Here is a 14,835-nt window from a genome sequence, read left to right as displayed (position 1 = left end):
AATGGCTAACTTTAGTAGCTGTTATTAACAACTCAAATTAATGATTCATAAGAGTTGCTAAGAAAAATAGACCGCTGTATTTTTATACTAACAAAATCTTAGGTAACAAAAGACATAAGCATATCTTTAGTATTTAACAGTAACGTCCTTTTACCATAACAAATAACCCGAGCTTTGTTAACGTCTAGACGTAGGCAAATCGTGGCACAATCGTAAACGTAACAATGCTTTAGCGGTTAAGCATTAACGGTTAACTCGTAAGGTATTCCCTTATCTTTTTATTTTTGACGGCGACCACTGCGAAACACTTGGCTATCATCATAAAAGTTAGGCTTGGCATTTTCAGCCCAAAAATGCGGCACACCCAAAATAGGCAATGGAGACAGTTTGCGCGGTGTCACATCCGGTTGTGATAATAATGCCTCCATATAATCAGCTACTTTCTGATCCAAATGACTAATACGCTCAGATAGCGATAAGACAAAAAAATCTGGCGTCACATAAATAACAATACTATGGGCGCATAATGCCTTGCGCGGCTGAAGTAGCTTCTCTAATAGTGCATGACCAAAAATATAAACCGCCGCCCGAGAGTGGTTATTCGATTGCTTTGGCTTATCCCACTGCTCACGCGGTTCTACCAAACTTTTTTGCCAGTCAAAATCCACTAGTGCCTCACCAATACTAGGCTCTGCTGTCACTAAAATCGCGCCGTTCTCATCAAGTACGGTAATGGTATCGCGGACACGCCCGCGACTGGCACCAATACCTTGTTGTTCGATTTCAAGCATATGATAATAATTCAGCAGGGCTTTGGTCTTAGGAAAGGTTAGCCAAATGCTGCCGTTAAATAAATCATGCAAATTATTACGGGTCGGAATATTACCAGTCGTACCGATAAAACTCTCGTATGCTTCGCCTGCTGGCAACGCATTTTGTGAGACAAATCGTAAGGTTTGGGCTTTATTATTTAGTGCAGGTTTGGTTTTCGGTAATAGCTGACGTAATTCATCAGCCTGTTGCTGCAACGCTGTATTTAAAACCTTGGCGATAATATCAGGCGTATTCTCAATTATATCTGTCTGAGCAGGCTCATTTTTTAAGCCACTTAGCTGAGTAATGGCGTGACTTACATAATCTAACTGATTTAAGTGACACAGCCATGGCGCTTGCCAGTCAATAGTAGCAAAGCAGTCATCAAGCTGACTATCACATGCAGACGGGTTATTAATAGCAGCTTCAACAGATGCATTAACAGGCACATCGAAAGGAGCGTTGCAAATATTGTTATTAGGCTTGGCAGGTAAATCAGTGGCGGTCATATTGACTATCTCTATTAGACGGCTGGCTTGGCTATGGTATCATGGAGCGCTTTTTTACGGCTAGACGAGCCGCTCGAAATGACGTTTTCGTGCGCTACTTATTGATGAGTTTTTATGGCAAATTTTAACACCCACTTAAATGTCGCATTCATGGTCAGTGGTACGCTGAGTCTAACGGTTTATAAAGCTGGCTTGATTGAGGATTCAGGTTTTTTGATGTGTGTGGCGCTCGGTACCATCGGTGGGTTGCTGCCTGATTTAGATTCAGATAACTCGACGCCGATTAAACTTGGTTTTAATATTACCTCGTTTATTTTTGCCTTTGGTCTGGTGATGCATTGGCGTAGTGAGCTGAGTTTACTGGCGTTGATAGCCTTATGGTTAGCCGGCTACGGCTTTATGCGTTATGTGGTATTTTCGATTTTTACCAATATGACCGTGCATCGCGGTGTCATTCACTCGGTGCCCTACATGGCGATAATGGGGCTTGGAATGACCTATATCAGCTACGATATTTTAAACTTACCGTTGACGGTTAGCTGGTTTTACGGCTTATTTTTATTCGGCGGCGCCATGGTGCATTTGGCATTAGATGAATTATATAGTGTGAATTTATCCAATATGAAAATGAAGCGCTCATCGGGTACGGCGATGAAGTTCTATCAGCATAAAGATAAATGGTGGTATCTGCTACTGTACGTCATCCTTGCGCTCTTGGTATATTTTGCGCCACCATTTGATGAATTTTGGCAGCAGCTATGTGACCCCGCCCCTTGGGCAAAGCTTAAAATCGGTCTATGGCCAGAATTGATAAAAAACTGGCTAAATTAAAACTTATGAAGCTATCAAAACGAATAATAACTTGAGTAAATAATGTCAATTTCTCTACAGACCTGCCCTTGCCAAATGAACCCGTCATCGGATGACATTAGCGCGCCGCTACTTTATCAAGATTGCTGCCAGCCTTACCATGACAGTTTATTGAGCGAAGAAACTGATAAAGCTGACGGCATAAAAGCAGAAACTGCTGAACGCCTCATGCGGTCGCGTTATAGTGCGTTTGTGTTGGTCAAGCCAAACTATATCGTCAAGACTACACTACCCGCGCAGCAAGCATTACTTGATATCCATTCGATTGAGAGTTGGGCAAAGGAGACGAACTGGGCAGGATTGGAAATCGTCGCGCACACGCCAAAGCTAGGTAAACGTCATGCGCAAGTTGAATTTAAAGCTTACTTTAATGTCTCTGATAATGAAGATGATGGCTTGCAGGCGCATCATGAATTGTCTGCCTTTGTAAAAGTAACAGACAAAGCGAACAACGATGCGCGTTGGTACTTCCTCGACCCAACAGTAGAAATGACTATAACCCAAAAACAGCCGTGTATTTGCGGTTCGGGTGAGAAATTTAAGCGTTGTTGTGGGGTTTATATTTAATTAACATCTAATATTCGCTATTCCTAAACACTCGCCCCAACAGCGCGCGCTACTGCAATCCCTTCTTCAATGGTCAAAAACTTACGCTGGCTTGGACTGTCTTTATAAATGACATCCCCATCTTGGAATATCAGGCATTCATTGACTGCCAACTGTTGCCATTTTTCATTTTCAGTCAATGGCACGGTCACTAGTATCGTGACTTTATCGGTATCGGTAGTCACATCACCAAAGTTAATCGCCAAGTCATCATCAGCCAATTTTGCTTCACCAAATGGTGCTTTTCGCGTCAGATAGAACAATAAACTGCCCGCATACGCCATCTGCCAACGACCATTCGATATGAGGCAATTAAACAAACCATTGGCAGATAAATAGCGACATTGAGTCGTCAAAAAGTTAAACAGCGTTTTGTCATCCGGACGAGTTTTAAAGCTACTTTTCAGGCGATTGACCAGATAACAGAATGCCATTTCAGAATCAGTTGTACCGACTGGTTGGCAATGTGAGGCATTACCATTGTCTTGCAGGCGCTGGCAGCGTTTAATAAATTCGCTATTCATCTGTCCATTATGCGCAAATACCCACTGCTCACCCCAGACTTCACGGACAAAAGGATGGGTATTCGCCAAACAATTCTGACCTTGGGTTGCTTTACGAATATGTGCGATAACATTCATCGCTTTGATTGGATAATTATTAACCAAATCAGCAACGGGCGATAAATGGCTTGGGCGATTGTCATGGAATAAGCGTAGACCAGTCGAGGCATTGTCCGACTTTTCACTATTAGAGCTGTCACTATTAGTACATTCGCTACGCTCAAAAAATGCAATACCAAAACCATCTTCATGACTGTCTGTCATGCCGCCGCGACGACGGAAGCCTGCAAAGCTAAAACCGATATCGGTTGGCGTATTACAGTTCATACCTAAAAGTTGACACATTTATAGAGTACCGCCGTTATCATCGTCTGTTTCAGGCAAGCTTGCTGCATCCTTATCAATACTATCCAAAATGCGTTTTGCATGCACCAAATCGGTATCTTGTACCCAAAGCACGATGCCAGAATTCATACCAGGCATCGCACTCAGCGGTTGTAGAGAAACAGTAATATCATTATTACGTAGCAAATTGGCATGTAACTCACCTTGGATATTGGTATCGTAGCGTGCCAGTTTGTGCCAGTTATCAACTTGATCGGTCATGAGGTCGCCTTTATATTTTTGATACAGGAATGCTCAAAAAAATTATACTAATTGATCGAGCGTATATTCTTTAATAATAAAATCGCTGCTATTACCTAAACTATCACATGTTTGCTCAGCTTGCGTAATACTGCTAAACACACCGGCTATCGGCTTTTCGATCTTATTATTAATAGCTAACAGTACAAATACCGTATTTTGTGCTTTTTCAACATGTGACCAATGATAAGCGGCTAGACGCTTCATCAAGTCAGGGTTTTTGACCATGATGTTATCACCGGTACGACCTTCGGTACGGTTATAATGGATGACGTTGAGACGTAATAGCCAAAAAATCACCGCAGCTTTTGCGAGCATAACAGGTAGTGCATGCTTTTCATCTTCACCGAGCATGCGTTTCGACTCATAGCCTTGCAAAAAAGCCACCATTTTGCTGCGGTCAAAATTCACCGACTCGCCTTGTTCAGCCATACCCCAAGTAGTACAAAAGTCATTAATGGTAATGGCAATATCCATCACATAGTGTTCGACGCTGACTTCGGTGAAATCTAATAACCCAGTCAGACGCTCTTCACCTTTTTGGCTATTATTTAACGATAAGTTCCATAGCGTGTTATCAGCAAACATATCTAAATGACATAAGCCTTTTGGCATGCTGGCAAGCGGCAAATTCGTATAAGACTGCCAAATATCGCTCATGAGTTTGGCTTCGTCAGCTGGCATAAACTGCATTTCACGGTCGCGTACATCGCTCCATGGGTATAATGGCACGCCATATTCTTCCGCAGGCTGTAGCTGTTGTAGCGTTTCATGCAATACTGCCAAAGATGCGCCAATTTCATGGCACATCGCTTGCGTAGTCTGCTGTGGATGAGAGCCTGCCAAACATGGCACTAGCGTAATGGCTTTATTGTCATAACGTATGACATAACATTTTTCTGCGCTATCAACTAATGATAATGGCGCCGCTACCGGCAATTTACCATCTAATTGGTTTAAGATAACCGCCATTTTTTCGATGTCTTCTGGTGGACGCTCTTCAAACAAGGTAAATACATAAGAGTGTGCACCATCTACATCATCAGTCGTCTGAATAAACCAGTTAGAGTTTTTGATACCTTGGGTAATCGGAATGGCACGGGCGAACGATACGCCAAAACGTTGGCAAAAGGTAGCAAATTGGTCATCGGTTAACTGGGTATAGACGGACATGACATCTCACTTATGGCAATTAAATAAAGGTAAATAGGATAAATATAGACGGTGATGGCGACGATTACACCGCTTATAGATAAACTTTGGCAAAAAGCACATTAATCTTGCGAAAACCTGCCTGAGATGGCAGTGATTTTGCTAGACTAGCGCTTATAGAATGAATTGATTATAAGGTGAAAGACCCTATGTTAGCAAAGCGTATCATCCCTTGTTTGGACGTTGATAATGGGCGCGTGGTCAAAGGCGTACAATTTGTCGATATTAAAGATGCAGGTGACCCTGTCGAAGTGGCCAAACGCTACAATGAACAAGGCGCCGATGAGATTACTTTTTTGGACATTACTGCGACCAATGACGAGCGTGACACCACTTATCATACGGTAGAACGTATGGCGGAAACGGTATTTGTGCCATTAACTGTCGGCGGCGGTGTGCGTAAAATTGCCGATATTCGTAATTTGCTTAATGCAGGCGCGGATAAAGTAGCGATTAATTCTGCTGCGGTATTTACCCCTGAGTTCGTCGGTGAAGCCTCGCAGAAATTTGGCAATCAATGTATCGTCGTTGCTATCGATGCCAAGCGCGTTGCTGATATCGAGGTTGATGGCATTATCATGCCGCGTTGGGAAATATTTACCCACGGCGGTCGTAAGCCAACGGGCATTGATGCCGTCGCTTGGGCAAGCAAAATGGCTGAGCTTGGCGCCGGTGAATTATTGGTGACTTCTATGGATGGCGATGGCACCAAAAAAGGTTACGATTTGGCGCTCATGAAGCAAATTACCAGTCGTGTAAATGTACCGGTCATTGCTTCAGGCGGCGTCGGTAATTTACAGCATTTAGCTGAAGGCGTATTAGAAGGCGGCGTCGATGCCGTCCTTGCTGCCAGTATTTTTCACTTTGGTGAGTATACCGTTCAAGAAGCCAAAGCATATATGGCAGCGCAAGGTATACAAATGCGTTTGTAAGACGTTGGTAAAATACAAATATAGCAGAAAAAAATGTTATCATAGCGCTAACTGCTTATTATCATTTGGTTTTCGTTCATTTTACTGCCTATTTATCTGCTCACTAGCCAATTAAATAAGCGATTTGAACCTAGCAATATATTTAGATTCCTAATACTTAGATTCTTATACTTCTATTAATAGCCCATTCGGCAAAGGATTTTTTATGTCAAATTTACAACAGCAACGCAATGACGTGACCCATATTGATGGCAATTTACATCAAAACGAGGACGTGCGTATCGGTATCGTCGTCGGTCGTTTTAATGGTTTTGTCGTTGAGTCATTGGTTGATGGTGCGATTGATGCATTGCTTCGTCATGGCGTATTGGGTAGTAATATTACTGTGATTCGTGTGCCAGGTGCGTTTGAGTTGCCATTGGTTGCACAGCGCGCTGCTGAGTCTGATCGCTTTGACGCTATCGTTGCTTTGGGTGCGATTATCCGTGGTAGCACGCCGCATTTTGACTTTGTCGCAAGCGAATCTGCTAAAGGTTTAAGCAGTGTTGCCATTGACTATAATATTCCAGTAGCAAACGGCGTATTGACTACTGACAGCATCGAGCAAGCGATTGAGCGTGCTGGTACTAAAGCTGGTAATAAAGGTTCAGAAGCAGCGATGGTTGTACTAGAAATGCTTGCTGTGTTATCACAGTTAGACATTGATGATGGCAGCGAAGACGCTTAATTGCACTCACTGTTAGCCGCATTTATGAGTATAAAATTATTATTTATTGTTTGAAATGGGGCTATGGTTATAACGATAGCCCTCAGCACTTTACAATAGCATTAGCATTAATATTTTAAGTGATTATCGAACATTCATCTCCAAGACTGACTAGCAACATTTGCGAGTCGACCACTATTTAACATTTTATTTTTAAACTTATTATCTCAAAAACTAGGTATAGACCCCTTATGACTGACCAACTCAAGCGCGCTATTAGCGCTGCACAAACCGCACAAGTTAATGACCAACAAGCTGAAGCCACGCGCATCGCGAGCAGCAGTGCGGGCGATCAAACCTTTGATATGAGTGAGTCTTCTTATAAGACCAGTCACACCGCTATCCGTAAGGCACGCCGCTTTGCTATGCAAGGTCTATATGAATGGCTGGTTACTGACCGCCGTTTTGATATCGATGGCAAGCTTGGCTGGAAAGCCAATGCCCCGCACGATATTGCTGCTCGTACACGCGCGACTAATGCCATGCATACTGTACATATTGGCTACTATCATGAAATGATGCGTGATATCCCAGAGCAGATTGATGCCTTAGATGCGCTTATTAGCCAGCATCTAGATCGTGAAATCAATAAACTCGATACGGTTGAACATGCCATTCTTTTGGTTGGCGCTTATGAGCTACAAAATCGTTTAGAAATTCCGTACAAAGTGGTACTTGATGAAGCGATGAAGCTAAACAATCATTTTGGCGCAACCGATGCACATAAACTGATTAATGCCGTCTTAGATAGAATGGCAGTTGAGCTACGTGCTGCCGAAGTAGAAGCGGATAGCAAAGCCAATCTTCGCACCTCACAAAAAGCAGCAACTAAGCCTGTTACTAAAGCGGATAAAAACACAGATATCAATGCTAATAATAGTGATATCGAAGAAAAACCAACAGCATCAAATAAACCACGTATCAGTGCTAATAATGCCAGTGTTAAACGCAATAGTGTCAGTAAAGCTTTGGCAAATATTACTGATTACAAAGCCAGTAAGCAGAACGATACTCAAAATACGGTTGAAGAAATTATTATTAAGCCGACTAGCATCGAAACAGTCATCGTTGATAAAGCAGACGAGATTGCCGTTACTGCCGAAAACATTGCCAATGATCAGCCAGTAGAAGAAAACATCGCTGCTAGCAATGACAAAGTTACAGCAGAGGTCGAATTACTTGACTCGAATAGCGTTGATTTTGATACCAAAAGTGCTGAATTAAATGATGCTGATGAAAAAAGCAAAGACTAGCCATGAATGAATTTGAGCTGATTGAGCGTATATTTTCGCAAATGCAAGCCACTCAGTCATCATCTAACGCTGTCGAAAAGGGCATCGGTGATGATGCAGCAGTCATGGCACTGCCACAAGGCGCGCGCTTGGTCAGCTGTATTGACACACTCGTTCAAGGTCGTCACTTTAGTGAAGACTGGGATCAGGTTAACAAGTTAGCATTTGCCATTGGTTATAAAGCTGTGGCAGTTAACGTCTCTGATATCGCGGCTATGGGTGCCACCCCGCATAGCATTTTACTGGCATTAGCATTACCTCAGCGCCTTGCTAATAGTCAGTGGCTGACTGAGTTTGCCAAAGGTTTATTTCATGCTTGCCAGTTATTTGGTGTGACCTTGATAGGCGGCGATACGACCCATAATGATAGCTTAGTGTTAAGTGTTAGTGCCCAAGGGCTGCTTGCCGCAGATACTCCAGCTGTCTATCGCTCAGGTGCGCAAGTCGGTGATAAAATTTATGTATCAGGTACACTTGGTGATGCCGCTTATGCCTTACAGCACCCTGATAATGCTATCGGCATTGAACTTGCGCATCGACTTCATATGCCAACACCACGTATTAGCTTAGGTGCAGCACTAGCACAAATCGGTGCAACGTCAATGATAGATATCTCTGATGGTCTTTATCAAGATCTTGGTCATATCTGCGAGCAAAGCGGCATCGCTATGAGACTTAATTTGGAAGCTCTTCCTACCAGCAACCCTTTAGCTAGTATCGATGTATCTGAGCGGCTATTGTGTCAACTGGCTGGTGGCGATGATTATGAGTTGGCTTTTACCTTGCCTCCCCATATCGAGCCGTCTTCTTGTACCGACGTTAATACGCCTGTGACTTACATTGGTAATGTGATTGCATTGGCGAGTGATAGAAATACAGATAATGCGGCGCATAAACGTCCTGAACTTTATTATCAAGATCAGCCAGTGACACCCACCCATCCCTCACCGTTTATTACTTGGCCCAATCTTACGGGTTACCAACATTTTGCAGGTTAACCCATGACCGATCACGACCTAGTTAAGCCCGATATCCGTAAAGCCAATGATTGCCCTCCTCTGCCAGTCAACGCCACCATGCTTGACCGCGCAGTTTATTGGCTCGGTATCGGCTTGGGCAGTGGTTTACCTCGCCGGGCGCCCGGCACTTGGGGTACGGTTGGCGGCTTAACTGTTGCAATACCGCTGCTAAGCTTAGGTTTTATACCATTTTTAATTATTACACTTTTATCTTGTATCATTGGTATCTGGATATGTGGTCGCACCTCAGATTTGATGGGCGGTCATGATGACCCACATATCGTCTGGGATGAGTGGGCAGGTATATGGATTACCTTATTGCCGTTGTCTTATATAGGTATTGCTGACGGTAATTTTTGGCACAATATCTCGCAACCTTTTTCTGTCGCTGCTCTGATCATGATCTTTATACTTTTTCGCTTTTTTGACATCATTAAGCCACCACCCATTGGATGGGCAGATAAAAAAGTCGCTGGCGGTCTAGGTATTATGCTCGATGACATCATTGCAGGTATTATGGCAGCAGCTGTTTGGATAGTTATTTACATAATTATCACTTAATCACGCCATTACAAAGTTGTCACGACATAGCGTTTTAGTTACCTAGCAATCTGCGCTATAATTCGACCTTATATTTTGTTACATTTGTAGGCTATTATGACATCTCCTCTTTCGGTAATCATCCTCGCTGCTGGTAAAGGCACGCGTATGCAGTCGGCCAAGCCAAAAGTTCTACAGACATTGGCTGGCAAGTCATTGCTAGGTCACGTGTTAGACACTTGCCATCAATTGACGGTTGATGACACCATCATTGTCCATGGTTTTGGTGGCGAGCAAGTACAAGATCACATTGACCAGCAATATGCGCATTTGCCCATTACTTGGGTTGCCCAAACTGAGCAGTTGGGCACGGGACATGCGGTCAAAGTGACTCTATCTGAGCTACCAAAAGATGGACAAAGCCTCATTCTTTATGGTGATGTACCCTTGGTTAGCTGTCAAACTTTAGCGACACTACAGGATGCCAATACTGACGGCATGTCTATGTTGACGCTAACAGTAGATAATCCATTTGGTCTCGGTCGTATTAAACGTGATAAAGATGGCAATATTGAAGCCATTATTGAGCAAAAAGACGCCAATAGCGATGAGCAGCAGATACAAGAAATTAATAGCGGTATTTACTGCGTCGATAATGCTTTATTGCATAAATTTTTGCCCAAGCTATCAAATGACAATGCGCAGCAAGAATACTATCTGACTGATATTGTCAAAATGGCGGTTGCTGATGGCATCACTATTGCAGCGATTGAGCCTGAGCATACCTTTGAGATTGAAGGCGTGAATAACCGTCAACAACTTGCTAGCTTAGAGCGTACATGGCAAGGTAAACTTGTCGCCGACTTACAAGAAGCTGGCGTACAGTTCGCTGACCCTACTCGTGTCGATATTCGTGGCACCTTGAGCGCAGGTCAGGACGTGTTTGTCGATGTGGGTGTGGTATTTGAGGGTGATTGTGTCTTAGGTGATAATGTTTATATTGAAGCGGGCTGTGTCATTAAAAACGCCCAGATAGGCAACGCTTGTCATATAAAGCCTTATTGCGTGATTGATAGCGCTGAAGTTGGCGCAGGTGTAGATATTGGTCCTTTTGCGCATTTACGTCCTGAGACCATACTCTCTGACAACAGCAAAGTCGGTAATTTTGTCGAAATTAAAAAATCAACAATTGGTGATGGTAGCAAGGTTAATCATCTAAGCTATATTGGTGATGCCACTATTGGTACTGGTGTCAATGTTGGCGCTGGTGTGATTACTTGCAATTATGATGGTGTGAATAAATCACAAACCATCATTGACGATAATGCCTTTATTGGCTCTAACTCAAGTCTAGTGGCGCCAGTGAAAATTGGTGATACCGCTACTGTGGCAGCTGGTTCAGTGATTACTAAAAACGTTGATGCTCATGCACTAGCCTTTGGTCGTGCTCGTCAAACACAGAAAAATGACTTTAAGCGTCCGACTAAAAAATAATGGCAGCGTTGACAGTTAGTTAAATAAAAATGGCTCTTAGCAATCTCAAGCAGTACGACAATGATTTGTGGTGCTGCTTATTTATATTTATAGATTAACCAGACATCGTCATACATAGAAATACTAATAATTAAATTTAAGGAATAGTTATGTGCGGAATAGTTGGAGCAGTGGCTGAGCGTAATATCGCCAATATCTTACTTGAGGGACTTAAGCGCCTAGAATATAGAGGCTATGATTCTGCTGGTCTGACTGTCATTCGTGATGGCGAGCTCCACCGTGAGCGCCAAGTGGGTAAAGTTCAGGCCTTAGTCGATGCCGTCGCAGTCAACCCAGAGTTTTTCGATGGTCATATTGGTATTGCGCATACACGCTGGGCAACGCATGGCGAACCGGCTCAGCGTAACGCCCATCCGCATGTTTCAGGCAAGATTGCTGTGGTACATAATGGTATCGTTGAAAACTACGCCGAGCTAAAAGAAGAATTAATTGCCAAAGGGTACGAGTTTACCTCGCAAACCGATACCGAAGTCGTCGCGCATCTCATTAACGATATCTATAAAGCAACGCCTGACTTATTAGAAGCCGTTCGCACTGTCACTCCTTTATTACATGGCGCATTTGCCCTTGGCGTTATCCATATTGATTGCCCAGAAGAGCTTATTACAGTACGTTTAGGCTCTCCTTTAGTGATTGGCGTCGGTATTGGCGAAAACTTTATCGCCTCCGATCAATTGGCACTTTTACCAGTGACCAATCGTTTTATGTATCTAGAGGAAGGCGATATTGCCCGATTAACGCGTAACAGTATTCAGGTTTACGCTGATGGTGTCGAGGTCACACGCCAAATCCATGAAATTGACGCAGCACAACACAATGCGGACAAAGGCGAATTTAAGCATTATATGCTCAAAGAAATCTACGAGCAGCCAGATGCCGTCGCTCGCACTCTCGAGATGGCATTAGATAATGATGAGCCAACTAAACTGCGTGATGATTTTCTGCAACGTCATGAAACGCAATTAAAAGGCATTAAGCACGTACAAGTGATCGCTTGTGGTACTAGCTATCATTCAGGTCTGGTCGCAAAATACTGGTTTGAGAGTCTTATTCGTGTGCCTTGCTCAGTTGAAGTTGCCAGTGAGTTCCGTTATCGCAATCCAGTCGTCATTGATAACTCCTTAGTGATTTGTATTTCTCAGTCGGGCGAGACTGCTGATACTTTATCTGCACTACGTGATATTCAAAAACAGGCTCCTATTGGACTGGTTAGTCTAGCATTATGCAATGTACCAACCTCATCATTGGTACGTGAAACGGATATCTTCTTACCAACGCTTGCCGGTCCCGAGATTGGCGTGGCATCTACCAAAGCCTTTACCACTCAGCTTGCGGCATTGATGTTATTGTTATTAAAGGTAGGTGTGACCCAACAGCGCATGACTGATGAAAATTTGAGCACGCTGCTTGGTCAACTGCAACAACTACCGGGTCAGCTCCATGCCAGCTTACACCTCGACGCGCCTATCAAGATCATGAGTGAGCATTTTGAATATAAGAAAAGCTGCTTATTCCTAGGTCGTGGTTTACAGTTCCCAATTGCTCTAGAAGGCGCATTAAAGTTAAAGGAAATCTCTTATATCCACGCTGAAGGCTATGCAGCAGGCGAGCTGAAGCACGGACCATTGGCATTAGTTGATAAAGATATGCCTATCGTGGTGCTAGCACCTAAAGACAGTATGTTTGATAAGCTAAAAGCCAATATGCAAGAAGTTCATGCCCGTCATGGTGAACTGTTTGTCTTTGCGAGCGAATCCAGTCAAATGGTCGCAGCAGATAGATTGCACGTGGTGTATGTGCCAGATGTTTGCGAAACGCTTGCGCCGATTGTTTATAGCGTGCCAGTACAATTGCTGTCATATCATGTGGCGGTGATGCGTGGTACTGATGTCGATCAGCCACGTAACTTAGCCAAGAGTGTTACTGTCGAATAATGTTTACTAACTTAGCAATATTTATTGTCAGCGAGTAATAAAGTATCATATTAGACAATTCATTCTATTGACTCAACTATTAGCCCTTGCTGTTGTTTAATACCACAGCAAGGGTTTTTTATGCGCTCAAAAAAAAGCAAAAATGGCTTAAAGAAAGTAGCATGACAGTACAAAAAAATAGCGATACCTCATCATTTATCATTTGAGGTATCACTACTATAACTATGCTTCGTTACCTTTAAAGACTTTTAGTCTCTTTCTAATACCACTCTATAGCGAGCGTTACCACTCTCTAGGCGCTCAAATGCTTCATTGATCTCAGACATTTTGTACGTTTCAGTCACTGGCTGAATATTATGTCGAGCGGCAAAATCTAACATTTTTCGCAGGATTGACGGTGATCCAACTGGTGAGCCTGACAGACTGTTCTGAGCCATAATCATTGGTGCAGCTGATATCTCTAATGGAGCTTCTAACAGTCCGACAAAGTGTAGCTTACCTTTTGGTCTCAAGGTCTTGATCACGACATCCCAGTTCATATCGACATTCACTGTTGATATGATTAAATCAAAAGAACCAGCGGCTTTTTCAATTTCACTATCCTCTCTTGAGTTTAATGAGTGATGAGCGCCCATCTCTTTTGCTTCTTCCATTTTCGATTCACTGGTAAATGCCGTCACTTCACAGCCCCACGCATTGGCAAATTGAAGCGCTAGATGACCTAAACCACCAATACCGATAACAGCTACTCTTGAGGTTGGCGTGATGTCGTACTGCATAAGCGGATTAAACACCGTAACGCCGCCACATAGCAACGGTCCTACAGCGTTAAAATCAAGCCCTTCAGGTATCTTGATAACGCTAGTATCTTTTGCGCGTACTTTATCTGCAAAACCACCATGGTTACCAATGATAGTACCTTCTTGCTCAGGGCATAGATTGTGGTCCCCACCGATACATAGATCACAAACGTTGCAATATCCTTTATGCCAGCCAAGCCCGACTTTATCGCCAAGCTCTAGGTGCTTGACGTGCTTACCCTTTGCGAGGACTTTTCCTGCGACTTCATGCCCACCTACAAACGGATATTGGGTCATTCCCCATTCGTTTTGCCACATCGATAGATCGCTATGGCAGATACCGCAGCTATGTACTTCGATTTCTACTTCATGATCCCCTAATGTGCCAGGATCATATTGATAAGGCACAAACTCACCACCTTTTTCTTTTGCTGCATAGGCATTAATCATAGTTATTCCTTGTTTTCTAATATGTATAGAAACTGGTTTATAGTTCTAGGAATGTTAAAGACACGGATAGCATCCAAATATCGATATAAACCGTTTCTTTGATAAATTTAACTGAATCGACTATAACAAAGACTTGCTCAACTAAACCACTAAACTTACCAGTTTCAGACTAACGTCATACAAAGAACCATAATTAAAGCCCATTACCTTGATAACCTGTCTCCCAATAACACACATTACGACTCTTTGACCTCATAATAGCTTGAATTAATCTAATAGCTAACATCTTACCCATAAAAAACTCAAACTATACCTGAATATAGTTTGAGC

General features: G+C 43.0%; 14 protein-coding genes. 9 read left to right on the top strand and 5 right to left on the bottom strand.

Going from position 1 to position 14,835, the window contains the following annotated elements:
• Positions 1 to 278: 278 nt before the first annotated feature.
• Positions 279 to 1,322, bottom strand: a complete 1,044-nt coding sequence (locus JMX75_RS07465; protein WP_201531866.1) for a DUF3025 domain-containing protein — start codon at positions 1,320 to 1,322, stop codon at positions 279 to 281.
• 114 nt (positions 1,323 to 1,436) lie between these two features.
• Here JMX75_RS07465 and JMX75_RS07460 point away from each other — a divergent pair, with 114 nt between their 5' ends.
• On the top strand, positions 1,437 to 2,153 hold the full coding sequence (locus JMX75_RS07460) for a metal-dependent hydrolase (protein WP_201531864.1): 717 nt from the start codon (positions 1,437 to 1,439) through the stop codon (positions 2,151 to 2,153).
• A 42-nt stretch (positions 2,154 to 2,195) separates the two neighbouring features.
• Entirely contained in the window at positions 2,196 to 2,759 is a 564-nt protein-coding gene (locus JMX75_RS07455; protein ID WP_201531862.1) for a YchJ family protein, read from the top strand.
• Positions 2,760 to 2,782: 23 nt separating this feature from the next.
• On the opposite strand, the gene JMX75_RS07450 is transcribed toward JMX75_RS07455, so the two are convergent.
• From JMX75_RS07450 to JMX75_RS07440, 3 genes are read right to left on the bottom strand one after another with little or no spacing between them, the layout of a single operon-like run.
• Positions 2,783 to 3,706 carry a class II glutamine amidotransferase gene (locus JMX75_RS07450; RefSeq protein ID WP_201531860.1) on the bottom strand — a complete coding sequence of 308 codons (924 nt, stop codon included), beginning with the start codon at positions 3,704 to 3,706 and terminating at the stop codon, positions 2,783 to 2,785.
• Positions 3,707 to 3,967, bottom strand: a complete 261-nt coding sequence (locus JMX75_RS07445; protein ID WP_011514694.1) for a hypothetical protein — start codon at positions 3,965 to 3,967, stop codon at positions 3,707 to 3,709.
• A gap of 42 nt (positions 3,968 to 4,009) precedes the next feature.
• On the bottom strand, positions 4,010 to 5,179 hold the full coding sequence (locus tag JMX75_RS07440; RefSeq protein WP_201531858.1) for a homoserine kinase: 1,170 nt from the start codon (positions 5,177 to 5,179) through the stop codon (positions 4,010 to 4,012).
• Between the two features lie 188 nt (positions 5,180 to 5,367).
• On the opposite strand from JMX75_RS07440, the gene hisF reads away from it, so the two are divergent.
• The 7 genes from hisF to glmS all read left to right on the top strand — a co-directional run bounded on the left by hisF (position 5,368) and on the right by glmS (position 13,255).
• Complete coding sequence (gene hisF, locus JMX75_RS07435) at positions 5,368 to 6,150, top strand: imidazole glycerol phosphate synthase subunit HisF (protein ID WP_011514696.1); 783 nt, start codon at positions 5,368 to 5,370, stop codon at positions 6,148 to 6,150.
• 205 nt (positions 6,151 to 6,355) lie between these two features.
• A complete protein-coding gene (gene ribE, locus JMX75_RS07430) occupies positions 6,356 to 6,877 on the top strand; it encodes a 6,7-dimethyl-8-ribityllumazine synthase (RefSeq protein ID WP_011514697.1) in 522 nt (173 codons plus the stop codon).
• A 230-nt stretch (positions 6,878 to 7,107) separates the two neighbouring features.
• A complete protein-coding gene (gene nusB, locus JMX75_RS07425; RefSeq protein ID WP_227673063.1) occupies positions 7,108 to 8,169 on the top strand; it encodes a transcription antitermination factor NusB in 1,062 nt (353 codons plus the stop codon).
• A 2-nt stretch (positions 8,170 to 8,171) separates the two neighbouring features.
• Positions 8,172 to 9,206, top strand: a complete 1,035-nt coding sequence (thiL, locus tag JMX75_RS07420) for a thiamine-phosphate kinase (protein WP_201531856.1) — start codon at positions 8,172 to 8,174, stop codon at positions 9,204 to 9,206.
• A 3-nt stretch (positions 9,207 to 9,209) separates the two neighbouring features.
• Positions 9,210 to 9,788, top strand: a complete 579-nt coding sequence (locus JMX75_RS07415; RefSeq protein ID WP_201531855.1) for a phosphatidylglycerophosphatase A — start codon at positions 9,210 to 9,212, stop codon at positions 9,786 to 9,788.
• A gap of 96 nt (positions 9,789 to 9,884) precedes the next feature.
• The gene (gene glmU, locus JMX75_RS07410; protein WP_201531853.1) at positions 9,885 to 11,261 is read left to right on the top strand and encodes a bifunctional UDP-N-acetylglucosamine diphosphorylase/glucosamine-1-phosphate N-acetyltransferase GlmU; all 1,377 of its coding nucleotides are present in this window, start codon (positions 9,885 to 9,887) and stop codon (positions 11,259 to 11,261) included.
• Between the two features lie 149 nt (positions 11,262 to 11,410).
• Positions 11,411 to 13,255: a glutamine--fructose-6-phosphate transaminase (isomerizing) gene (glmS, locus tag JMX75_RS07405; RefSeq protein ID WP_133104980.1), complete on the top strand. Its 1,845-nt coding sequence runs from the start codon at positions 11,411 to 11,413 to the stop codon at positions 13,253 to 13,255.
• Between the two features lie 248 nt (positions 13,256 to 13,503).
• Here glmS and ahr read toward each other — a convergent pair whose 3' ends face one another.
• A complete protein-coding gene (gene ahr / locus JMX75_RS07400) occupies positions 13,504 to 14,505 on the bottom strand; it encodes an NADPH-dependent aldehyde reductase Ahr (protein WP_133104981.1) in 1,002 nt (333 codons plus the stop codon).
• Between the last annotated feature and the right edge of the window lie 330 nt (positions 14,506 to 14,835).

It is taken from the genome of Psychrobacter sp. LFX-11D (assembly GCF_904846475.1).
Taxonomy (GTDB): domain Bacteria; phylum Pseudomonadota; class Gammaproteobacteria; order Pseudomonadales; family Moraxellaceae; genus Psychrobacter; species Psychrobacter cryohalolentis.
Note: the sequence above shows the minus strand (reverse complement) of the source record. Positions and strands in the feature narration are given on the sequence as shown.